This is a genomic window from Exiguobacterium sp. s128, assembly GCF_018618815.1.
GTDB classification, from domain to species: Bacteria; Bacillota; Bacilli; order Exiguobacteriales; family Exiguobacteriaceae; genus Exiguobacterium_A; species Exiguobacterium_A antarcticum.
In genome coordinates this window covers 1-23,230 of the sequence record NZ_JACSMT010000034.1, presented here as the reverse complement: position 1 = coordinate 23,230, position 23,230 = coordinate 1, and the positions used below count along the sequence as shown (strand labels likewise).

The following is a 23,230-nucleotide window of genomic DNA, read 5'->3' as shown; positions in this document are numbered from 1 at the left end:
CTACTCCTTTCTGAAGCTTTTTATTCAGTTTTTTCTATACTCTCGTGCTTATTATACCCATTTTCAGAACACATGAAAAACGAAAGGCTACTTTTTCAAGAAAATGACTGGTATTTATTTTGAAAAATGATGTAAAATCGCTTGCTTCCGTTGGCGGAACATCGGTCCCAGGATGAAGAGATCGACGAACCATTTCGGCAAATACGATTTATAAATCAAATCATCCACCATATAGACACCGTCCACCCGCTCCTCGACACGGTGCGTATGACACCAGACCGAAAACGGAAACGGAACCTTGACTCCGACGTCGACAAACACGTCTCTGCCGACCATCGGGATGATTGAATCCCACTTCACATAGATCGGCGGAAGACCGACCTTCAGCTGAATCGTATTCCCGGCATACGTCCTCGTATCGCCACTCGTTTGTACTTTTGGGAAAGTCGTCATACCGGTCAATGCTTTCGCATCGCTCAAAAATAACCAGGCTTGGTCCTTTGTCGTCGGCACACGCGTTTCCGTCAAAAAATGCTTCATCTTCATTCCCCTTTCAATAATCGATCAATTTTCATTTGCGCGACAGAAATCGGTTGTTTGGCATACGTCGATTCGTCCATCAAAACAGTTTCTGTTGGTTGTGTCTCGACGCGGTAAACCGTAATGTCCCAAATCCGGTGTGAAAAGATATGTTTAATACTACCGACAAGCGTTCCCGGTTGGTCGTCCATCGTCTCTACTAAAGGATATTGCCACATGCCTGCGAGTAATCCAGTATCCGGACGTTTCATGACGGCCACACGTCCGTCTTCTTTATACACTAATGCATCATATTGAATTGTCTGTGTCTTCCCTTTTTTTGTTTTGACAGGAAGCTCTGCTTGAACGGACCGGTCATAGGCAAAACAGACATCGTTGACCGGACAGAGTCCACACATCGGTGATTTTGGTGTACAGACCATCGCACCAAGCTCCATCAAGCCTTGATTGAAGCTGGACGGATCCGCATGGTCAATTAATTCATGAACAGCAGCTTCAAATACTTTCCGTGTTTTTGGTGCGGCGATGTCGTCATAAATCCCGAGAACCCGGGATAATACACGCATGACGTTCCCGTCGACAGCCGGCTCCGGATGACCGTACGCAATTGAAAGGACGGCACCTGTCGTGTAAGGACCCACGCCACGCAAACTCTCAAATCGTTCTTTCTCATCCGGTACGATTCCATCATATTTTTCAACAACTTCTTGAACGGCGATTTGAAGATTCTTAACTCGGGAATAGTACCCTAGACCCTCCCAGTATTTTAAGACTTCACTTTGATCGGCCGATGCTAAATCGTGTGGTGTCGGAAAACGTTCCGTAAAACGATGGTAATAAGGAATTACCGTGTCGACCCGCGTCTGTTGTAACATGATTTCACTGATCCAGATATGGTACGGGTTTTTCGTTTCCCGCCATGGCAATTGTCGTTGCTCACGTAAGAACCATTGAACCAGTTCCGTCGTAAAATGTTGTTTATTGAAGTTTGTGAAATATTCTTTAACGAGAGTCAAAATTCTACCTCTTTTCTGTCTGATACGTTATAGTAAATGCAACTTGCAGGTAACTGATTTTTCAAATCATGAATGAGATTCATTACTTTTTCATTATTTTTTATAGAGGAGCGAATTCGCATTGGATACTGGTACGCATATCGGAATGGGACTTTGCCTCGCCGCCATTTCTACGCTTGAACCTGACGTCGCCGCGAGCGCTACGCTGTTTGCCGCCGTCACAACCACGGCCCTGGTCGGTTCCCATGCTCCGGACTTTGATACTGTATTTAAATTTAAAGGAAATAGTGCCTATCTCAGACAGCACCGTGGAAAATCACACGGATTGATTGCTTTGATCGCTTGGCCGTTATTGTTATCCATCGTCATCGGCGCCTTGTTTGGTGTTCCACCTACTTCATTATGGCTGATGGCACAGATTGCTGTCGCCCTTCATGTCTTCGTCGATCTGTTTAATGCTTACGGGACACAAGCACTTCATCCGTTCAAGAAAACCTGGATTGGGTGGGGCGTCATCAATACGTTTGATCCCTACCTGTTCACGATGTATTATAGCGCGTTTGGCATCTGGTTACTGACCCGGGCGACAATCGTCATCTTTCCGATCCTGATCGCCATCGTTATCATCTACTACGCCGTCCAGTTTAAACTGCGGAATGATGCGCTAGCGACGGCAGCCCGCTATTACGGCGGTGCCCACAAATTGTTTATTTCTCCCGGAATGAAATGGGATGAATGGCATGTCGCGGCACGCCTCCGTAACGAATATGCTGTCGTTAAAATCAATTCTGGAAACGTCGTCGAGTGCGGAAACTTCCGCATCAAAGAGGAACCTCATGGGGACGAGTTGTATGAATTCGTCAAAGAAAACGCTGATTTGCAGGCTTTCCTTGAGTTTTCGAAGATTCATACGTATACCGTTTCACGAAAAGATGGCATCGTCGAATATCGCTTCACGAATTTACGGTATTTCACGAAAGAAGTGTATCCCTTCGTCGCGGTCGTCCGAATTGATGCGACGTCGCATCAAATCGTCAGCTCTTACACGGGTTGGGTTTTCAGCGAACGGACGTTACAAAAAAAACTAGTTGTTCCCGCCTTATGAATAAAGGACTCGCTCTGTTCGGAAAAATCCTTCCGAAGAGCGAGTCCTTTATTTAGTTGAACGACTGGCTGTCGCGCCCAATCATCAGATGCTTGAACTTTTCATTTGTCGTGTTGAAACGATGCAACATCGCACCGTGTTGTTTGATTTGTTGTTGGACGAAACGAACGGCAACCGCTTCGCCTTGGTATTTCTCTCCTGCCCGCGCAAGTGTCGCTTCGAAATCTTCCCAAAGTACTTCAACCCACGTCAAAGCTTCGAGTGGTGTCAACGTCTCGTTGACGTTTTGTAATTCTGCAGCCAGTCCTTTTAGTGCTTCTGAACGATTTTGATCCATCGTCATTCCTCCTCTTCTCGAATCAAGGCGAGTGGAATCGCCACTTCGTTTACTGTCCCTTCAAAATGTCCCCAGCCCATGACCCCGTTTACGAAATGCAGTTCGAAACGTAGTTCTTCTCCATCAATCCGGTAAAACCGTCCTGTCTCGAAGCGACTCGCATCGACGAGATAACTCTGGGCAATCGCGATTTTACGGATGATGACCTCAACCTCACTCATGTTGCCATGTTGCTCGGCTTTTCGTTTTTGCTCGTTCAACTTCGTCACGAGCATCTCTAATTCATATTTCGACAGTTGACTCATTCGTGTGTCCATCAAAAAACTCCCCCTCTTCGTCATTAGTATATACGAAAAGAGGAAGTAAAATGGTCCTGTTAGCTCGATTTCAGTTCGAGATTCCGTTTGCTTTGTAAGGCATACATTTTCGCATAAATCTGGTGTTTCCCTAATAACTCTTCGTGTGTCCCACGTTCAGCAATCTGTCCGCGGTCCAGGACGATGATTTCATCCGCGTCTTTGATCGTTGATAGCCGGTGGGCGATGATGAACGTCGTCCGCCCTTTCGTCAATGTCAGCAACGCTTCTTGAATCATCGCTTCCGTCTCAGAATCGACACTGGCCGTTGCTTCATCCAACACTAAAATTGCCGGGTCGAAGGCCAGGGCACGGGCAAAGCTGATCAACTGCCGTTCTCCGGCCGACAAGGTCGCTCCCTTTTCGATGACCGGTTGGTCCAGTCCTTTGGGGAGCCGGTCGATGAATCGGTCCGCACCCACCGCGACGATCGCTTCCCGGATGCGTTCGTCCGAAATCGATGGATTACCGAGCGTGATGTTCGTCCGAATCGTCCCCGTGAATAAAAATGGATCTTGTAAGACGATCCCCATATGATCACGGACAGCTTGTTTGGGCAACGTCGTGACATCTTGTCCGTCAATCAGTAGTTGTCCTGCTGACGGATCATAAAAACGCATCAACAGGTTCATGATCGAACTTTTCCCACTGCCGGTATGACCGACCAGAGCAATCGTCGCACCGGGTCGCGCCTCGATCTCAATCTGTTGCAACACCGGGTGACCGGGATCATAACTGAATTCCACTTGCTTGAACTGGACACGACCCGCAAAACGCGGCAAACGTCCTTTTTCGACATCTTCCCCCTTCTCATCCAGCAGTTGGAACATCCGGTCTGCTGAGACAAGGGCTTGTTGAAGCGGGGACAACTGATTCATGATTTGAGTGACCGGTTCAAATAGACGGGAGACATAATCGATGTAGGCATATAGGATACCAAGCGATAAAAACGTTCCGTCCGTCAAACTTTTTCCGGCGACGACCCAAATCAATAAGGCGAGCGTCAAGTTTTTTAAGAAGTATGACAAGTTATGCGACATCAACGCTTCCAGTCGGAGTAATTTCGAGCGTGTCTGATAGTTTTCTTCGTTTTTCTGTTCAAACTCCGCGAGGACTTCTTTTTCCCGGGCATATGCTTGAATGATGGGCATCGTTTGGATATTTTCATTTAATTGACCGTTCATATCGGCGACAAGTGATCGGACCTTAAAGTTGTTTTCCGTCGCTAGTTTTTGGAACAATTGAATCCAAAAGTAGACAATCGGAATGATGACGAGTGAGGCCAACCCTAAACGAACATCAAGGAAAAACATCGCCACGAGGATTCCTGCCATCGTGATGAGTCCGGAAAAGACGCGTGCCAACACACCGAGGTACAGATCACGAATCGTTTCCGTATCATTGGTCACCCGACTAACGATTTTACCGATTGGCGTCTGATCAAAATACCGGACCGGCAACCGTTGTAAATGTGAAAATACATCCAACCGCATCCGTTTGACGATTTTATGGGCCGAACGCTGAAGCAAAATCTGTTGGATCCAGTTTAAGCCTGCTGCAAGCAACAGTAAGATGATGTAGAACAACGACAACCATCCAATTGCTTTCAGATCTGAGGCATAAAAATCATACACTTGACCTTGCGTCAGCTGCGTGACATCCGGGTAACGATACGTGTCGGTTCCACGTGTGACCGTCAACGTTCCATCCGTCACACTCCGTTCCCCCCCACTGACGACTTTTTCCGGAACAAAATAATAGCCGTCTTTCGATTGAACGATCGCGATCGGTCTCAAGACTGCTGACGCCGGTACATCAGCCGTCTTCGCAAACTGTCGGTCCGCATACTCGACGGCCCCTCCTTCCGTCACTTCGACCCAATCTTTTTCGATTGCGACAATATGTTCATCAATGATGACTTTAGCAATATACGGTCCGGTCAGTTCTGCTCCGACTGCCAGAATCAACAAAAACAATCCTAAGAAGATCGCTCGTTTCTCGTGCATTGCATACCGGACGAGCGAGCGGATGGTTGTTTTCCGGCGAACCGGATCTAATACATAAAGTTCTTCTTCATTCATGGTTCACACCTCCTCACTTACGTTTCTTCACTTTGGCGTTCAAACTGTTCAGCGTACCAGCCTTTGAGTGCCATCAATTGTTCGTGTGTCCCACGTTCTGTCACTCGACCGTCTTGTAAGACAAGAATTTCATCCGCATGGGCAACCGCGGATAAGCGGTGGGCGACAATCAACGTCGTCGACTGTTCCCGGTTCGTGCGGATTGCATCGATGATTTGCGATTCCGTTTTCGCATCAACTGCTGACAACGAATCGTCGAGTAACAATAACTTCGGTTTTTTCAACATGGCCCGCGCAATCGACAGTCGTTGTTTCTGACCTCCCGATAACGTGACCCCGCGCTCCCCGACCAGTGTCTCCAGTCCTTGATCGAGCATCGTGATATCCGTCGTAAATGAAGCAAGACGAATTGCTTCGTGCAGCTCCTCATCCGTTGCCGTTCCGGCACCAAACAGAATATTGTCCCGAACTGTTTTTGAAAATAACAGATGTTCTTGCGAAACATATCCTGTCCAACCTCGGACCGTTTCAAGTGCCACATCTTCATACGGAACCCCGTTGACTTTCAACATCTCACGCCCGACCGGATATTCGCGTAAGAACTGACGAAGGAGCGTCGTTTTCCCGGCACCGGTCGGACCGACGATCCCAATCGTCTTCCCTTGTTCAACCGTTACGTTCACGCCCAGTAACGCCGGTTGTTTTGTCTCCGGATACGTAAACGTCAAGTCTGACAGTTCAAACGTTTCCGGGACATCGATGTCGACGTTCGGCGTCGATGTAATCAATGGTTTGACCCGCATCGTCGATTGAAGCCGATCGAGGCTTGCTGTCCCGCGCTGAATGACGTTGATCAATTCACCAAAGGCGTACATCGGCCAAATCAACATGCCGAGGTAAATATTAAAGGCAACGAGTTGCCCGAGCGTGATGTCGTTCGTGAAGACGAGGTACGTCCCGAACGATAAACCAATCAAGTAACTGATCCCGACTAATAATTTGATGATCGGTTCAAACAAGACATCGATTTTTGCGACATGCATGTTTTTATCGAAAACATCGGTCGTGACTTGGTCGAATTTTTTTACATCGATATCTTCTTGTACAAATGAGCGGATGACCCGTAAACCAGAAATCGACTCCACGACTTGGTCGTTCATCGTCCCAAAAGCATCCTGCGCCGTCATGAAACGCCCATGAATCTGACTGCCAAGTTTGTTCATCGCATAGGCAAGAATCGGCATCGGCAACAGTGCCGCAAGCGTCAGTTTCCAATCAATCGCGACCCCCATCACGACTAACGTAATCGCTGTCATGTTGAGTGAATCGACGAGTGTCAGGACACCAAAGCCAGCCGTTCGTTCGACTGCCTTCAAGTCATTGGTCGCGAGCGCCATCAAATCCCCTGTTCGATTCCGTTGGTAAAATGTCGGCGTCAGTTTTAATAAATGTGTAAAAAACTGGCTCCGCAATGTGCGTTCAAGTAAAAAAGCCGTTCCAAATAATTTCGCAAGCCATAAATACGTCAAGATAAAGGACGTGATCGAGATGACAGTCAGACCGATGACGTATTGCATCAGAGTCGTCCGGTCCATGGAACCGGAACGTAATCCGTCGATTACTTTTCCGATCAGCCATGGGGGCGTCAAGTCGATGAAGCCCGTCACAATCAATAAGACGACGGCAATCAAATATGATTTTTTATGTTCCTTCAAAAACCAACTGAGTTGGCGAAATAGTCGCACGATCGTTCTCTCCTTTGTCGTTCATATTGGTGTTACCTAGTTTCCAAGCACGCAAAAAAGGCACACTGATTTCCGGAGCAGTCCGAGAATCAATCTGCCTTTCTAAAGACGATTTGAATCGACGATATGGTCTGCGTGCTCGGGGAACGGATTCCCTGTCAATCGCACACTGAATGAGTGTTTATACGAGTTCGAGAGTCTCCGCCATATTTAGCTGTTTGATAGATGAGATAACAAGTGGCTGTTTCATGTGACGGTTCCTCCTTTTCTTAATCTGAGCGTAGAATAACATAATTGTCGAACAATTGTCAATTTTGTGTCCATTTTTTAGCGTGAATCTATTTCTCGTCATATTCCTTCTTCTTCTTCCTGTTTCACTTGCTCGATTGCTTCTGCGATGAGCGCATACGGGAACCCTTTCCGGACGAGCGCCTGCTGCGTTTTTTGCACACGGGCGAACGGCTCCAAGTTCCGGTATTTCGGATAATATTTTCGCGCTTGGTACAACGCAGCTGATTCTTCCGTTTCCGCTTCGATCTCTTCGAACACAAGTTGAAGTCCCTGTTTTGAGACTTCCGTTGAAAAACCGCGTTGCATCAGTGTTTGCTGTAGTTTCTGTTTCAGCTCACGAACCGATCTTCTCGCCAGTTCTTTTTGTTTTTGCCGTAAAAACTTCAACACTTTTTCGAGTTCTTCTTCTTCTGTGAACTGTGCGAGTGCTTCATCAATATCCTTCTTCGGAATTTTCAAAGCTTCTAAATCCCGTCGAATCCGTCCGGGACCTTGCGGCGTCGTCGCTTTTTTCGTCGCCGTATACGCTTGAGCAAATTGTTGATCATTCAAATACTTTTGATCGGTCAACCGTTTGATCGCATGTTTAATCGCATGCTCCGGTGTTTCCTTTTCCATCAAATAGGTTTCGACTTCACTCGTCGCCCGCATCCGGTATGACAGATGGTTAAGCGACAACCGGTAGGCTTTTTGTTGTTCTTCTGCCGTGAGTACTTCCTTGACGAAATCATCCTCTAGCTCTTTGTCGCGCTGTAGATTATATTTGATTAAAATATCGACATCGACGGCAAATGCATATTCTTCTTTGCCCTCGCGTTCAATGTAAATATTAAAACGTTCCGTATTTTTCTTTTGGGTTGAGATTCGTTTGATTTTCAAGTCTGTTCCTCCTTTTTCGTCTTCTTCTGCAACGATAACATGTTGAATGAGGTTTGAGTGAAATGGACAAACGGGAACATATGTACAAGGATTAATATAGATAGAACGAGAGGATGACTTAAGCTATGAAAATCGCGATTACAGGCGGAACCGGAATGATTGGACAGGCACTAACGAAACGATTACTTAACGAAGGACATCAGATTGTGATTTTAACCCGTTCACCGAAGGCAGCAGAAGGCGCCGTCTCCTACGTTGAATGGCTGACGGATAAAGCGGCACCCGAACAGGAATTAAACGATGTGGATGCCTTCATCCATTTAGCCGGTGCCTCAATCAACGATGGAAGATGGACGGAGGAACGGAAACGAGTCATTCTTGACAGCCGGATTGATGGGACAAAAGAATTGGTCCGGATCATTCAAGCCCTGGATTCAAAACCAGCTGTCGTCTTATCGGCATCTGCCGTCGGAATTTATGGACAAGACCGCCATCAGACTTTTTCCGAAGACACCTCTCTTCCACCAACTGCCGATTTTCTGAGCCATGTGTGTGTTGCTTGGGAAAACTTAGCCGAACCGATTGCCGAGCTCGGTATCCGCTTAGTCCATCCACGAATCGGTGTCGTCCTGAGTACGGACGGTGGTGCTTATCCATTGATGCGTCTTCCTTACAAACTGTTTGGCGGAGGAACGATGGGCGACGGAAAACAATGGGTCTCCTGGGTTCATATCGATGATCTCGTTGAACTGTTCCTGTTCGCCTTGACGACTGACTCCGTGAACGGTCCCCTCAACATCACGGCACCTCACCCTGAGACGATGCGACGGTTCGGAAAAACAATCGGGAATGTATTACATCGTCCTCACTGGTTACCCGCTCCACGCTTCGCACTCGAACTCGCCCTTGGCGAAAAAAGTGTCATCGTTCTTGAAGGAGCTCGAGTCATTCCGAAAAAAGCACTCGAAAATGGTTACAAATTTCGGTATGCTGAACTAAAGGATGCACTTCAAAATCTGGAGCATACAAACTAATACAGGGGCTGACACATGTTGGATGTTTTAATACGCAATGCACATATCTTCCCGATTACATCAGATAATTTTTATGGAGATATTCGAATCAAAGACGGTAAAATCAATGAAATCAATGAACTATTGGATGCCCGAGAAGATGAGCGGGTCATCGAAGCCGAAGGACGTTTTTTACTCCCCGGGTTCATCGATGCCCATACTCATCTCGGACTTTATGATGAAGGAACCGGGACGGTCGGAAATGATGCCAATGAAACGATTTTTGCGATGACCCCTCATTTACGGGCAATTGATGGCGTCTATCCGTTAGACGAAGGTTTCAAAGAAGCGATCGAACACGGCGTTACGACGGTTCAAGTCATGCCGGGCAGCATGAACATCATCGGTGGTGTCACAAGTGTCATCAAGACACACGGACGGTTCATCGACGATATGATTTTACGGAAATACGCTGGATTAAAAATCGCCCTTGGAGAAAATCCGAAACGTGTCCATAGTGCCGGACGTGCCGGGGAACTGACACGAATGGGGATCATGGGAATGTTGCGCGAAGCTTTCCTCGAAGTAAAAATGCAACGAACAGCGGATACATTCGCCCATCGGATGATCGAACGGGTCTTGAACAAAGAGATGCCACTCCGTGTCCATGCCCACCGTGCGGACGATATTTTGTCTGCCATCCGCTTTGCGGAAGAATTTAATCTCGATGTCCGGATTGAACATTGTACAGAAGGCCACCTCGTCGCAAAAGAACTTCAACGATTACCGATCGAGCACGTGACAGTCGGTCCGACGTTTACACGAAAATCTAAGATTGAACTTAAAAATAAGACCTGGGAAACGTACCGTGTTCTGCACGAACATGGGTTAGAAGTCTCGATTACGACGGATCACCCTTATACACCTGTCCAGTATTTGAATTTATGTGCCGGTCTTGCTGCTCGTGAAGGATTACCCGTCGACATCGCGCTTCGTGCCATCACGATCAATCCAGCCCGATCGATTGGTGTCGCCGATCGAGTCGGTTCAATCGAAGTCGGTAAAGATGCCGACCTTGTCTTGTGGAGTCATTTCCCGCTCGATTATCTTGCGAAGCCGTTGATGACGATGATTGACGGGAAAGTAATCTTTGAACATACACATCTCACTTCAATGTCTTAAAAAAAAGTCTTTGATTTTAACGGAAAATCGTTAAAATTCAAAGACTTTTTTCGTTATGAAAATGGCTACTTTTTGTTTGCAAAAAATGTCAGCTTTTTGTTTGTTTTTTCACAAAAATTATTTGCTTGCTTTTTTAAAAAAAGAAGGTAATATTATCTTATCCGACAACTGAAGAAGGCATACCATGCGCGGTTCAAACGAGTCAGACAGGTAGCTTTCGACAATCATTCTAGCGGTCTTAAGAAGGAGGAATGGAAGTATGCTCAAGCAACGGGAGCTGAGCGACTGCGCTGATTTGTTCGAACTGATGCAGCATCAAGACGTATATCCGTACGTCCGCCAAAAAACACGGTACTTTGATGAATTTCTGTTTACTACAAAGCAGGCAATCGAAGAGGAGGAACGTGGGGAACTTGTCTCACGTACCATCCTAGACGAATTTGACCAACCAATCGGTACAATCAGTTTACTTGATATCGAAGGACAGTATGGGTTTCTCGGTACATGGTTAGGTAAACCGTATCATGGGAAAGGCTACAACAATCTCGCAAAAGAAGCATTTTTTGCGGAACTATTTTTTGATCTTGAATTTGAAAGTGTCTTCATGAAAATCCGGAAGAGCAATGTCCGTTCACAAAAGGCCGCGGAAAAATTGCCGTATGCTTTTTGTGCCGATGAGTTACGACCGGCACTACTCGAACAGTTGAACACAGGGGAAACCCAGTTCACGCTGTATGAAGTGTCTAAATCCAGCTTTCAGATGTATATTCACGGACGCGAATTCGAAACAATCTACGAACAACAACTCGAAGCATGAGAGGACAATCCTCTCGTGCTTTTTTTGCTGTTCTTTTGATGCGTAAAGAAAGCTGCAAATGGTATGATGATAAGGAAAATTCATCTTTTGGAAGAGGATGTGACGTCTTCCTATATGAAACGGAGCGATTACTGATGCCGGAACAATCCTTTAAAATACTTGTCGTCGATGACGAAGCCCAAATGCGTGACCTGCTCGTCTCAAACCTACAAAAAGAAAATTACCAGACAACGACAGCCACGAACGGTCAAGAGGCCCTTGATCAAATGCAGCGTGATACATTCCATCTTGTTTTGCTCGATGTCATGATGCCGGAAATGGACGGCTTGACAGCCTGCATGCGGATTCGAGAATTCTCCAATGTCCCGATCATCATGCTGACGGCTCGTTCCGATGAGCTCGATCGTATCCACGGTCTGAAAATCGGAGCTGATGATTACATCACGAAACCATTCAGTCCACGAGAATTGTTGGCACGCATCGAAGCGACGCTTCGTCGCTCGCACCGGTTTACGGTGGACCAGTCGGCTACCTTGACGATTGGAAAACTCGAACTCGATACGGAAAGCCGAAGTGTCCATGTCAGTGGGAAACCAATCAGTTTGACACGGAAGGAATTTGATTTACTCCATTTGTTTGTCCAAAACAACGATAAGGTGTTTTCACGCGAACAACTGCTTGATCAAATTTGGGGAGCGGATTATATCGGTAACCTTCGGACGGTGGATACCCATATCAAAACATTACGCCTGAAGCTTGGGGAAGCCGGTGGTTCAATCCAGACGGTTTGGGGCATCGGATATAAATTCGAGGAAGTATGATTAAACGATATACCATCCGCCGCCGAATTTGGATCACGATTTGGTTCACCAGTGTTTTTTCGGCCGTTCTATTCGTTTTGTTGACATTTTATCTCTATGACCGGTTTTACCTGCAAACGCAGGAAGATCTTCTGCTGAACCGGGGCGAGAAGCTAATCAATATTTACGAATCGGAAGGTTTATCTGGTGCGTTTTATGATGGGATGACCTATACAAACGAATTGACGGAATCGAAAGTTTTTTTCATCGATTTTTTAAAGAAAAACCCTGCCGGTCTAAGGTTTTTAACGAATGCCGATATCGAGCAATTACGAAACGGTGAGACCGTCGTCTCGAGCCGCAGCCATCCGATTGAAGGCACGGATATCTTAATGACCGGGTTTCCGATCATCGAAAACAACCGTCTTGTCGGTACATTGATCCTTTACCTGGAGCTCGGTCAAATCAGTGAACCTTTCCGACCGCTTCGGCTGATGATTTTCTTTATGATCGGTTTGATTGTCCTCAATCTTGTCATCTTCGGTCGACAAATCATCGATACGATCATTCGTCCCTTGATTGACATGAAACGCGCGTCGACGGTTTATGCGCAAGGTGACTTTGATTACCGAATTCCGATTCAGTCCGATGATGAAATTGGCGAACTGGCAGAAACACTTAATAAAATGGCAGAATCGCTTGGTGAAGTCGATGAACAGCGGAAAGAATTTTTAGCCAATGTCAGCCATGAACTCCGAACCCCCTTGTCTTATATCCGTGGATACACGGAAATGATGCAAGATCAAGCATTGGATGAAAAAACGCGCGAACAATATTATCAAATCATCGAGCGGGAAACGGAACGCCTGCAACGACTCGTCAACGATCTACTGGATCTTGCCCAACTGGAACGGGATTCATATCCGATGACGAAACAACCGCTTGTTTTCAGTCAAGTGCTAGAGGATGTCGTTTATCGGATGGAACCAATCGCTAAAGCCAAAGGTGTCTCGATCGTGACCGATTTTGATCCAAGTCAAATTGTCCTCGGGGATAACGATCGACTGGAACAGGTCATCGGAAATATTCTCGATAACGCGTTACGGTATACCCCAGCCTCCAAGCAGATTTACATTTCGACCATCACAGAAGGTGAACACACGATCTGTTCGATTCGTGACGAAGGAGAAGGCATTCCACCGGAACATTTAGAACGCTTGACGAAACGATTTTATCGGGTCGATAAATCGCGGACCCGTAAAGACGGCGGGACCGGTCTTGGACTCGCCATCACGAAACATATCATCGACCGGCACGATGGGACGATTTCATTTGACTCCACCCTTGGTAAGGGGACGGCGGTCGTGATTACGTTACCGTTGTTGCCGGACGAAGAGGACGGTTTTGCTTGAGTGACTGTTGACCAAACCGATTGAACGATATCGGTTTGGTCTTTTCATTTTATTGAAAGGACGTTTTACTATCGAATCCACTTTCTTACACTGGTTCCAACAAGCAGATGCTTTTGCTGTACCCATCAGTCTGTTGATCAGTATACTCATTAGTTTGTTTGGTGTTCTACCAAGTGCTTTCATCACGGCAGCCAATCTCATCTACTTCGGCTTTTGGTACGGTTTATTGTGGTCGTTCTTAGGTGAGGCACTGGGTGCCTGGATTGCATTTTATGTCTATCGCCGTGGATTTTATCGTATCCAACCGAGGATTGAATCTCCACGCATGTTGAAATGGACGAACCGGCTCACTCATCAGACGGGATGGCGGGCGTTTTGGCAAATCCTTTTCCTCCGTCTTCTTCCATTTGTCCCATCCGGTCTCGTCACGTTCTTAAGTGCGACCAGTGGTGTTTCGTCTGTCGTCTTCTTACTGGCGAGTACGATCGGTAAAGGACCCGCCCTCGTACTCGAAGCATTTACCGTGAACCAGTTGATTACGCATGACTCAATCATCCCCTGGGTAATCGTAGGGGTTTTCCTGATGTTTTATCTCGTTTTTCTTCTTGTCAAAAAAAGACGACCAATTGATATGAATTGATGCAACCGTTTTCTTCGTATAGTGTAAAGAGGTACACAAAGGAGGAACTACAATGGAACTACGTTCATTTGGCCAAACGGATATAAAGGTTTCACCACTTGGTTTCGGTGCCGGTCATATCGGTTCGGAAGCCTTATCAGATCAAGAAGCAAGTTACGTCTTACATCAAGCCCTAGACTTGGGAATCCGTTTGTTTGATACAGCTCGCGGCTATGGATTGTCCGAAAAACGAATCGGTCACTTCTTAAAACAACATCGTCACGACGTCGTCTTGTCGACGAAAGTTGGTTATGATGTCCCAGGCGCGGACGATTGGACATTCCAAGCAGTAGCCGGAGGTATCGATCAGGCACTTTTAACAATGCAGACGGACTACATCGACATCGTTCATCTACACTCTTGTAGCAAGGAGATACTGGCTCAAGATGATGTCATCGAGGCGCTTGAACGGGCAAAACAAGCGGGCAAAGTCCGGCTGATTGCTTATTCTGGTGACCGGGATGATTTGGATTACGCCATCACGACGGGACGCTTCGACAGTTTCCAAACGTCGGTCAACCTTTATGACCAACGGGTATTAGCCGATGCCGTCCCAGAAATCCACCGACAACAAAAAGGAATCATCGCCAAACGTCCGCTTGCTAACGCACCTTGGCGGTTTGACGTACGTCCGGCCGGACAATATGTCGAACCCTACTGGGAACGGGCAGAGCAGCTTGATTTCCCACTAGAAGAAGCATCTTGGCTTGAAACAGCCCTTCGGTTTACGATTTTCGAGTCCGGCATCACAAGTGCCATCATCGGGACCGCTAATCCGGAGCACTTGACGCACAACGTTCGCTTACTTGAAAAAGGTCCTTTACCGGCAAAACGTATCACGGATCTGAAACGACGTTTTCAAGAACAAGATCAAAACTGGCTTCAGCAAACATGAAAAATGCCCCATTCCTCGTCAGTAAAAGGAATGGGGCATCTTCGTTAAAATTTCTTCTTTTTCTTTTTTTCCAAGACGACGATCGCTTCGACATGCGCCGTCTGCGGGAACATATCATACGGTTGGATATAGCTGACTTTATAATCAGCTTTCATCAAGTGGTCACAATCGCGTGCCAATGATTGAGGATTACACGAGACGTAAATGATTTTTTTCGCTTTGGAAGAAATCATCGCATTTAATAACTGTGTATCACATCCGGCACGTGGTGGGTCGACGATGAAGACATCCGGAACCCATCCTTCTTTGACCCAGCGTGGAATCCACGTTTCCGCTTTACCGACCACGTATTGCGCATGATTAAATCCATACTGCTTCATGTGTGCCGTCGCATCTTCGACTGCCTCTTCGACGATTTCCATCCCGCGGACTTCTTTTGCACCTTTAGCAATCCAAAGTCCGATTGATCCAACACCCGCATAGGCATCAACGACACGCTCTTCACCGGTCAAAGCAGCTGCTTTGACGATTTCTCCATACATCCGCTCTGCCTGCTCCGGATTCAACTGGAAAAAGGCGCGTGGTGAAAGTTGGTATGTGAATTCACCCATCTGTTCCTCGATCCGTTCTACGCCGCGTAAGACTTCCGTTTGTTCTCCGAACACACGGGACGTCAATTTATCATTGATGTTGAGAGCGACCGAAATGACACCTGGAATGTCATAGATGTCACGTGATAACCCTTCTAGATCCTTGAAGCCATCTTTGAAGGCGACTAGGACGACTTGAATCTCACCCGTCTTGATCCCCGTCCGGACGACGATATTGCGGATGACGCCATCTTGTTTCGCTGAACTGTAGACCGGAACGTTGTAGTCATTCAACAATTTGGTTACAGCGTTGTTGACACGTAATGTTTCTTTGTTTTGGACGACACATTCCTCGATCGCAACCAAACGGTTCGAGTTGGCAGAATAAAGGCCACTGACGATTTGTGTCCCTTCTTTTCCGACCGCAAACTGGGATTTGTTCCGATATTCCCATTCCGTCGTGCCGATCGTCGGACGAATATCCGCTTTTTCAACATTGAGTTTCGTTGACTTCGTAAAGGCGTTCCGGACCATTTCTTCCTTATACCGAAGTTGTCCTTCGTAACTCATGTGCTGAAGCTGACATCCGCCACACTCGCTGTAAATCGGACATAATGGTGTCACGCGATCCGGCGAACGAACATCTCGTTTCAAGATTTTGGCGTTCGCGAAGTTGTTATGGATTTCTGTAATCTCGATTTGAGCCGTTTCACCAACAAGTAAACCCGGTATGAATACGATTTGTCGTTCGAGTGTCGCGATGCCTTCCCCGTTGATCCCCATCCGTAAGCAGGTCACAGAACGTATTTCGCCCTCTTGTAATTTAATTTTAGTTGTCATCTGATCCATCCTTTCCATGATCCAAATCAAAAAGCGGTCGTTATGAACCGCTCTCAGATTCCTCATGTTCCTTCATGTCTTTTGCATAACGAAGCACCTTGGCTTTCAACTGATCCAAGGAGACGGCTAACCGTTCCAAATCCTCAATATCTGATGTTTCATCCAATGAATCAATCGTATGGCATAAAAGCTGCATTCTTGATTTTAGCACATTCATCTGCCCAAGTTTATCAGTTCTTGCTTTTCCCATTATTCTGACTTCCTTTCTTCTTCTTTATTCTATCGTCCATTTAGCATACGATACGTAGTGGAGCACTAAAAGGAGGAATTTAATGATGTCACTTACATCCCCCATCACGATTGAAAACGATCCGTGGGAAGCATATCGTGATTTAGAACAGTACGGACAATCCCGGCTGACGAACATCGAAGTCACGACGACGACCCTTTGCAACATGCGTTGTGAACACTGCGCCGTCGGCTATATGTTATCGAGCAGCGAAACACCAAGCATTTCAGTCGACTTGTTAATCCAACGGCTAGACGAGATTGAACACCTGCGTGCCTTCTCGATTACTGGCGGTGAACCGATGTTATCGATGAAGTCGGTTCGGGAATATGTCGTCCCTTTACTTAAGTATGCCCACGAACGTGGAGCTAAAACCCAAATCAACTCAAATTTAACACTTCCCCTTTCCCGGTATGAGTTGATCATCCCCTATCTTGACGTTTTACATATCTCCCATAACTGGGGCACAGCAGACGACTTCATCGATGGTGGGTTTGCGATGATGGAACGAAAACCATCACGGGAAGCACGTACCAAATTGTTTGAACAGATGAAAGAAAATGCCCGTCTCTTGAATGCGCGTGGTGTCCTCGTCTCAGCGGAAACGATGATCAATAAACGAACGTTACCGCATTTAGAAGCCATCCATCGAGAAATCGTCGATATGGGCTGTGTCCGGCATGAGGTCCACCCGATGTACCCTGCAGATTTTGCGTCGATGATTGAAGCGGCCAGCCTCGATGAGATTCGTGACGGCATTCACCGTTTGCTTGATGCCCGTGATCAAGATGTCTGGATGCTGTTTGGTACCCTGCCGTTTTATGCCTGCTCGATGAAAGAGGAAGATTTAACACTCCATCGTCGTCTTCAAAGGGAAACAAACGTCTCCGTCCGAAACGATCCTGATGGACGCTCACGCCTGAACGTCAACATCTTTGACGGAGAAATCATCGTCACGGATTTTGGTGATGAACTCGCATCGCTTGGAACGATTCATGAGACGTCGTTTAACGAGGCTTACGCAGAATGGCAACAAACAGAACTTAATCAAAGTTTGTCCTGCCACTGCCCTGCCGTTCAGTGCCTTGGTCCAAATGCCCTTGTCAAAAATGCCTACTATCCGGAAGTGGATTTCCTCAAACAGACAAGTCGCCTTTAATGTCACTTAAGGTTTAAGCGTCTTTTAAAACGGGAAAAGTCTGTCACAAAGTTGACACACTTTCCTTGTTTGAAGGAGGCTTTCAAATGGAATGGCTCGTTGGGATTGTCACGATTATCGGGATGTTCAGTATGGTGCTTGGGATTATGATGTTTGGAATTCGTGTGTCTCATAGTATCGAACACGATGAAGTGTTCGATCAGACGGATTGGGATGAACATTTATTGCATATGCCTCGTCCAACACGCTTTGAACAAAAAGAACCATAAGACTGGACATGCCCCGGTATACAAACGTATATCCGGGGCATGTTATGCTTAATGAAAAAAGAAAGGCAGTTGTTTGTTTTGTCGCGTCGTTTTGCTTTGATTCTTTCGATCGTCTTTATTTCAGGATTCACCCAAGGACTGCTCATTCCTTTATTATCTATTTTGTTGGAACGCCAAGGAACTCCTGCTTACATAAACGGACTAAGCGCTGCCGTTCTTTACATCGGTATCATCGTCGCCGCCCCACTGATGGAAAAACCGTTACGGCGCCACGGCTACGTACCTGTCATCTCGTTTGGACTCGCTCTAGTTGCGATTGCCGTTTTTGCCTTTCCGCTCATGCCAAGTGTTCTGGCCTGGATGGTCTTACGATTCATCGTTGGTTTTGGTGATCAGACGCTCCACTACGGATCACAAGTCTGGGTCACATCGATCACACCGAATCACAAACTCGGTCGGACGATGTCCCTTTACGGCATGGCATTTGGTCTTGGTTTTGCCCTTGGTCCCCTTGCTGCTCCACTCGTTGATTGGATCAGTTGGCTCCCATTCGTCTTGACCGGTATATTGACTGTCCTTGTCTTGATTGCCTTGCGACAACTGCCAAACGAAAAGCCGTCTGACATCATGCCGGAAGAACTTCAGTCTGCCGCTTCTCGCTATCGCCTCGTCTTGTCGACGGCTTGGTTTACATTATTACCAGGGTTCACTTATGGTTTTTTAGAAGCTACATTAAACGCAAGCTTCCCCGTCTTCGCCACTCGAAATGGTTATGAACTCGCTCAAACGAGTACGCTGATCACAACGTTTGTCGTCAGTTCCCTCTTGATGCAGCTACCACTCGGCCGCCTTGCAGATCATTTCGGAAAACGGAGGACGTTGATTTCCGTACTCAGTATCGGAGCCGTCGCTTTTTTGACGGCCTGCTTTTTCTTCCAAAGCTATGGCGCCTTGTTTACGATTTTCGCGATCAGCGGGATGGCGCTCGGCTCCACCTATTCGCTTGGTGTCGCTTATATGACAGAACAGCTTCCGAATCATTTACTACCGACCGGAAACTTGCTTGCCGGTATTTCCTTTAGCCTGGGATCGATACTCGGCCCCATTTCCGGTAGTCTGTTTGTCGTGTTACCCCCAAGCTTCTATTTCAGCTTGTTTGTCCTGGTCCTTGCGACACTCGCTTATCTTCTTTTTCGATCTAAGCCGAAGTCACATTGACGCCACCCTATATACAAAGACGGTCGTTCCACGAAAAGGGAACGACCGTCTTTGTTAGGCGACTACACGTCATGTTTTGAAATCTTTCCTCTATTTAACGATCCCTTCCTGCCGAAAACTATGCCAGAGCTTATCATCGATCGCATACGGTTGTTCTTTTGCCCGCTTCAACTCTTCCGTTTCTAGCAATACGACGACCTCTCGACCGTTGATTGACCAAACTGAATCATACCCTCTTTCCGCCTCCACGATTTCCACATCGACCTCTCCATGTGTCTCTTTTAATTGTTGACTGACACAGGTTACGACAAACCGGGCAAACTCATCCCGCGGACGACGATTCGCAATGATCTTTCGAACGATCTCATTCCGTTCCATTCCTCTCATCTCCTCTCATTTTTTAGTTGCACTAGCCTTTAAGACAAGGCCGAATCGGTGGTTTATGACCGTACAGAAAAAGCCGAACAAGTCGGCTTAAGCAACGAACGATTACCCATAAAAGGTTTAATTGAGACTATTTTTGCACGATTCAGAATCTTCGTCAACTCCGCTTTTGAAACCAAATGGGCAGATAGGTCGAAACAAGAATTCCTGTGACGACAAACACGAGTCCGATGAAGGCTTGCGGTGGAATCGCTTCTCCGAGAATAAGTGCTGACAATGTCACACCAAAAATCGGCACAAAAAACATGAATAGCGAAACACGGCTGACCGGGTTGTATTTCATCAATAAATTCCATAATGTAAAGCCCGTCGCGGACAAAAAAGCAAGGTATAAGAGCATCCATCCAGTCGTACTCGTGAAGGCGAATGGGAACCACTCTCCGTTTAGAACTGCTCCGACGATGAACAGGCCGATCGATCCAATGACCATTGCCCATCCTGTCATCGGTGCGACGGGATAGCTTGCTGAATATTCTTTCGCGACTAAGTTACCGAAGGCTCCAGAAATCATTGCCAGGATCAGTAACACCTCACCGACACCAAATGATACTCCCGCTGAGCCTTGCGGCCAGTTCGCTAAGATTACACCCGTGAACCCTAAAGAAAGTGCCAGTCCTTTGAATCGGTTCAATCGATCGTCTTCATAACGGAAATGCGCCAGTAACATCTGAAAGAATGAAGTTGATCCCGCGATGATCGATCCTTGGACACCTGTCGATAAGGACAGACCGATATAAAAGAAGACATACTGGAGAAACGTCAAAAAGAATCCTAAACGGCTATAAGCAAGAGTCCGATTTTTAAGTGTAATCGGTTGTTTGAATACCAAAACACTAAGGATCAACAATAAAACACCCGCAAGGAAAAAACGGTAACTGGCAAATAAAAGTTGTTCTCCGTATTCGTTTGATGTAATCGCAAGTAACGTATAACTTTTTTTGATGAACGGGAAGGCACTTCCCCATAGGAAGGTGGTCACTAAAGCAAGAGCCACCATTCCAAAACGATTGGTCAATATTTTTTTCATGTTTGCTGATTCCTTTCCTGTTCCTTTTGGCTTAAGCATGATATAGTAAACATACAGATAATAATCATTATAATCTAGCGACAATGAAACTCATTATCATTGATGAAAAAACGTTGGTAATCAACATTCTCAATGTTTTACTATAATGATTTCATTTCTCATTTAGAACTTGAAAGGAGTTTTGATATGACCACCTCTACTACCACCGATATCCACCAACGTTCAGCGGTCCGTCATGCTTGGGAAGAGCATCACGAATTGATTCTAGCACTCTTTAGTGGAATATTGATTTTAATTGCTTATGCATTCGAAAAAGTGAACGTCCCGACTACCGCCTATGTCACACTTTACCTATCCGCCTATCTGATTGGTGGTTACGCGAAAGCCAAAGAAGGATTGACGGAAACGTATCACGATAAAACATTAAATGTCGAGTTGTTGATGATTTTAGCTGCGATTGGTGCAGCTGCAATCGGCTACTGGATGGAAGGTGCGATTTTGATTTTCATCTTCGCGCTGTCCGGTGCGCTCGAAACGTACACTATGAATAAAAATGAGCGTGCGCTTCAAAGTTTGATGTCCCTCCAGCCAGAAGAAGCAACACGGCTGAATGCTGAAGGAAAAATGGAAGTGGTAAGCCTCGAACGATTATCCGTCGGAGATATCGTGTATGTAAGACCAGGCGAACGGATTCCGGTCGATGGGACAATCATCCGCGGTCAAGCGGCCATTGAAGAAGCATCGATTACCGGTGAATCGATTCCGGTTGAAAAACAAGTCGGTGATACCGTCTACAATTCAACGGTCAACATGAACGGTGTCTTGACGATCGAGATGACAAAAGCCGCCGATGAATCCTTGTTCCAGAAAATCATCCATATGGTGCAAAACGCACAAAGCGAACAGTCACCTTCCGCACAATTCATCGAACGCTTTGAAAGCCGGTATGTCAAAATCGTGTTACTCGTCGTTGCTTTGATGATGATCGTCCCTCATTACCTTGTCGGTTGGTCGTTTGAAACAAGTATCTACCGGGCAATGATTTTACTCGTCGTCGCTTCGCCTTGTGCTCTTGTCGCTTCAATCACACCGGCTGCTTTATCTGCCATTGCCGCTTCCGCCCGCAACGGTGTGTTGTTTAAAGGTGGTGCGCATATCGAAACGCTTGGCCAAGTCGATACGATCGTCTTCGATAAAACCGGTACCCTGACGACCGGGAAGCCGGTTGTCACAGAAAGTCATTATGCTGACGGGATTGATTCGTTTGCTGTAAAACAAGCAGTTGCTTCAATCGAAGCGCAGTCGAACCATCCGTTAGCGCAAGCAATCGTGACCCATTTAAAAACGGATCTTATCGAACCTTCTGCATTCAAGGATGTCACGGGATTCGGGATCGAGGCCACTGTATCCGGCACCACATATCGGATTGGTAAATACGGATTCCATGAAGGATTGGCCGATCCTTTCGCATCGATGGAACAATCCTTAAAAGAACAAGGAAACACGATGGTCTATGTCAGCAATGGTCAATCCATCATCGCCCTCTATGCATTACGGGATACCATTCGCCCTGAAGCTAAGGCAGCGATCACATCACTAAACTCGCTTGGTATCACGACAATCATGCTGACGGGCGATAATCCAGTGACTGCTGCTGCGATCGCCAAGGAAGCCGGTCTGTCGGATTATGTCGCAGAATGTCTGCCGGAAGATAAAGTGCGCTACATCAAACAGTATCAGACAGAAGGAAAAACGGTTGCGATGGTCGGTGACGGAATCAATGATGCTCCTGCCCTTGCCCTCGCCCACGTAGGGATTGCGATGGGTGAAGGAACGGACGCTGCGCTCGAAACAGCAGACGTCGTTCTGATGAAAAACGATTTAGGTCGTCTCGCCTATGCCGTCAACAAAGCACGCAAGATGAACCGTGTCGTCAAACAGAACATCACGCTCGCAATCAGTGTCATCGTACTATTGATCATCTCTAATTTTTCACAGTTTCTGATCATGCCGTTTGCGGTAGTCGGTCATGAAGGATCAACAATTCTTGTTATTTTGAACGGGCTACGTCTGTTGCAAAAAGATACGCCGGTTCACCATGTCCCCACTCCATTTTCAAAACAAGCTGCAGCTTAATGATCACAAAAAGCATCTGTGTCTAGACTGACCTAGCAATATGAGACACATATAAAACACCTTGATTAGGCTGCCAGTACACCATATTTTTTAGGTGTCAGGTAGCCTAA

General features: G+C 46.5%; 23 protein-coding genes. 12 read left to right on the top strand and 11 right to left on the bottom strand.

The genetic code is table 11. The features are described 5' to 3' along the window. Positions 1–114: 114 nt before the first annotated feature. Together KNQ13_RS12015 and mutY are read right to left on the bottom strand one after the other, a co-directional pair. Positions 115–540, bottom strand: a complete 426-nt coding sequence (locus tag KNQ13_RS12015; protein ID WP_014969652.1) for an SRPBCC family protein — start codon at positions 538–540, stop codon at positions 115–117. A 2-nt stretch (positions 541–542) separates the two neighbouring features. Further along, positions 543–1,556, bottom strand: a complete 1,014-nt coding sequence (gene mutY / locus KNQ13_RS12010; RefSeq protein ID WP_034774504.1) for an A/G-specific adenine glycosylase — start codon at positions 1,554–1,556, stop codon at positions 543–545. A 121-nt stretch (positions 1,557–1,677) separates the two neighbouring features. On the opposite strand from mutY, the gene KNQ13_RS12005 reads away from it, so the two are divergent. Further along, positions 1,678–2,661 carry a metal-dependent hydrolase gene (locus tag KNQ13_RS12005; RefSeq protein WP_014969650.1) on the top strand — a complete coding sequence of 328 codons (984 nt, stop codon included), beginning with the start codon at positions 1,678–1,680 and terminating at the stop codon, positions 2,659–2,661. Between the two features lie 52 nt (positions 2,662–2,713). Here KNQ13_RS12005 and KNQ13_RS12000 read toward each other — a convergent pair whose 3' ends face one another. The 5 genes from KNQ13_RS12000 to KNQ13_RS11980 form a co-directional block, all read right to left on the bottom strand. Beyond that, entirely contained in the window at positions 2,714–2,998 is a 285-nt protein-coding gene (locus tag KNQ13_RS12000) for a YfhJ family protein (protein WP_014969649.1), read from the bottom strand. 2 nt (positions 2,999–3,000) lie between these two features. Beyond that, positions 3,001–3,315: a DUF1811 family protein gene (locus KNQ13_RS11995; protein WP_026830942.1), complete on the bottom strand. Its 315-nt coding sequence runs from the start codon at positions 3,313–3,315 to the stop codon at positions 3,001–3,003. A gap of 59 nt (positions 3,316–3,374) precedes the next feature. Next, the gene (locus tag KNQ13_RS11990; RefSeq protein ID WP_209548398.1) at positions 3,375–5,435 is read right to left on the bottom strand and encodes an ABC transporter ATP-binding protein; all 2,061 of its coding nucleotides are present in this window, start codon (positions 5,433–5,435) and stop codon (positions 3,375–3,377) included. 17 nt (positions 5,436–5,452) lie between these two features. Beyond that, positions 5,453–7,180, bottom strand: coding sequence for an ABC transporter ATP-binding protein (locus KNQ13_RS11985; RefSeq protein ID WP_014969646.1), 1,728 nt, complete (start codon positions 7,178–7,180; stop codon positions 5,453–5,455). Between the two features lie 348 nt (positions 7,181–7,528). After that, entirely contained in the window at positions 7,529–8,350 is an 822-nt protein-coding gene (locus tag KNQ13_RS11980; protein WP_014969645.1) for a RecX family transcriptional regulator, read from the bottom strand. Positions 8,351–8,475: 125 nt separating this feature from the next. On the opposite strand from KNQ13_RS11980, the gene KNQ13_RS11975 reads away from it, so the two are divergent. The 7 genes from KNQ13_RS11975 (at position 8,476) to KNQ13_RS11945 (ending at position 15,148) form a co-directional block, all read left to right on the top strand. After that, positions 8,476–9,384: a TIGR01777 family oxidoreductase gene (locus KNQ13_RS11975; RefSeq protein WP_014969644.1), complete on the top strand. Its 909-nt coding sequence runs from the start codon at positions 8,476–8,478 to the stop codon at positions 9,382–9,384. A gap of 15 nt (positions 9,385–9,399) precedes the next feature. Continuing rightward, positions 9,400–10,545: an amidohydrolase gene (locus KNQ13_RS11970; protein ID WP_014969643.1), complete on the top strand. Its 1,146-nt coding sequence runs from the start codon at positions 9,400–9,402 to the stop codon at positions 10,543–10,545. A 259-nt stretch (positions 10,546–10,804) separates the two neighbouring features. Then, on the top strand, positions 10,805–11,362 hold the full coding sequence (locus tag KNQ13_RS11965; protein WP_014969642.1) for a GNAT family N-acetyltransferase: 558 nt from the start codon (positions 10,805–10,807) through the stop codon (positions 11,360–11,362). A gap of 134 nt (positions 11,363–11,496) precedes the next feature. Continuing rightward, the gene (locus tag KNQ13_RS11960; protein ID WP_014969641.1) at positions 11,497–12,183 is read left to right on the top strand and encodes a response regulator transcription factor; all 687 of its coding nucleotides are present in this window, start codon (positions 11,497–11,499) and stop codon (positions 12,181–12,183) included. Beyond that, positions 12,180–13,574 carry a sensor histidine kinase gene (locus tag KNQ13_RS11955; RefSeq protein WP_051004044.1) on the top strand — a complete coding sequence of 465 codons (1,395 nt, stop codon included), beginning with the start codon at positions 12,180–12,182 and terminating at the stop codon, positions 13,572–13,574. The genes KNQ13_RS11960 and KNQ13_RS11955 overlap by 4 nt, the downstream gene beginning before the upstream one ends. Positions 13,575–13,581: 7 nt before the next feature. After that, complete coding sequence (locus tag KNQ13_RS11950) at positions 13,582–14,214, top strand: TVP38/TMEM64 family protein (RefSeq protein WP_236624400.1); 633 nt, start codon at positions 13,582–13,584, stop codon at positions 14,212–14,214. A 52-nt stretch (positions 14,215–14,266) separates the two neighbouring features. Further along, complete coding sequence (locus tag KNQ13_RS11945) at positions 14,267–15,148, top strand: aldo/keto reductase (protein ID WP_026830938.1); 882 nt, start codon at positions 14,267–14,269, stop codon at positions 15,146–15,148. Between the two features lie 44 nt (positions 15,149–15,192). Here the strand turns inward: KNQ13_RS11945 and rlmD are convergent, their stop codons facing one another. Together rlmD and KNQ13_RS11935 are read right to left on the bottom strand one after the other, a co-directional pair. Further along, positions 15,193–16,578 carry a 23S rRNA (uracil(1939)-C(5))-methyltransferase RlmD gene (rlmD, locus tag KNQ13_RS11940; protein WP_026830937.1) on the bottom strand — a complete coding sequence of 462 codons (1,386 nt, stop codon included), beginning with the start codon at positions 16,576–16,578 and terminating at the stop codon, positions 15,193–15,195. 40 nt (positions 16,579–16,618) lie between these two features. Next, the gene (locus KNQ13_RS11935) at positions 16,619–16,828 is read right to left on the bottom strand and encodes an SE1561 family protein (RefSeq protein ID WP_014969637.1); all 210 of its coding nucleotides are present in this window, start codon (positions 16,826–16,828) and stop codon (positions 16,619–16,621) included. Positions 16,829–16,913: 85 nt separating this feature from the next. Between KNQ13_RS11935 and yfkAB the strand changes: the two genes are divergently transcribed. From yfkAB to KNQ13_RS11920, 3 genes are all read left to right on the top strand, one after another. After that, the gene (gene yfkAB, locus KNQ13_RS11930) at positions 16,914–18,026 is read left to right on the top strand and encodes a radical SAM/CxCxxxxC motif protein YfkAB (protein ID WP_026830936.1); all 1,113 of its coding nucleotides are present in this window, start codon (positions 16,914–16,916) and stop codon (positions 18,024–18,026) included. Between the two features lie 86 nt (positions 18,027–18,112). After that, on the top strand, positions 18,113–18,295 hold the full coding sequence (locus tag KNQ13_RS11925) for a hypothetical protein (RefSeq protein WP_014969635.1): 183 nt from the start codon (positions 18,113–18,115) through the stop codon (positions 18,293–18,295). Between the two features lie 51 nt (positions 18,296–18,346). Then, the gene (locus KNQ13_RS11920; RefSeq protein WP_014969634.1) at positions 18,347–19,513 is read left to right on the top strand and encodes an MFS transporter; all 1,167 of its coding nucleotides are present in this window, start codon (positions 18,347–18,349) and stop codon (positions 19,511–19,513) included. Positions 19,514–19,603: 90 nt separating this feature from the next. Here the strand turns inward: KNQ13_RS11920 and KNQ13_RS11915 are convergent, their stop codons facing one another. Then, entirely contained in the window at positions 19,604–19,891 is a 288-nt protein-coding gene (locus KNQ13_RS11915; RefSeq protein ID WP_014969633.1) for a hypothetical protein, read from the bottom strand. Positions 19,892–20,054: 163 nt separating this feature from the next. Continuing rightward, the gene (locus KNQ13_RS11910) at positions 20,055–20,984 is read right to left on the bottom strand and encodes a DMT family transporter (protein WP_014969632.1); all 930 of its coding nucleotides are present in this window, start codon (positions 20,982–20,984) and stop codon (positions 20,055–20,057) included. Positions 20,985–21,170: 186 nt separating this feature from the next. On the opposite strand from KNQ13_RS11910, the gene KNQ13_RS11905 reads away from it, so the two are divergent. After that, the gene (locus KNQ13_RS11905) at positions 21,171–23,120 is read left to right on the top strand and encodes a heavy metal translocating P-type ATPase (RefSeq protein WP_026830935.1); all 1,950 of its coding nucleotides are present in this window, start codon (positions 21,171–21,173) and stop codon (positions 23,118–23,120) included. The last annotated feature ends 110 nt before the right edge of the window (positions 23,121–23,230 follow it).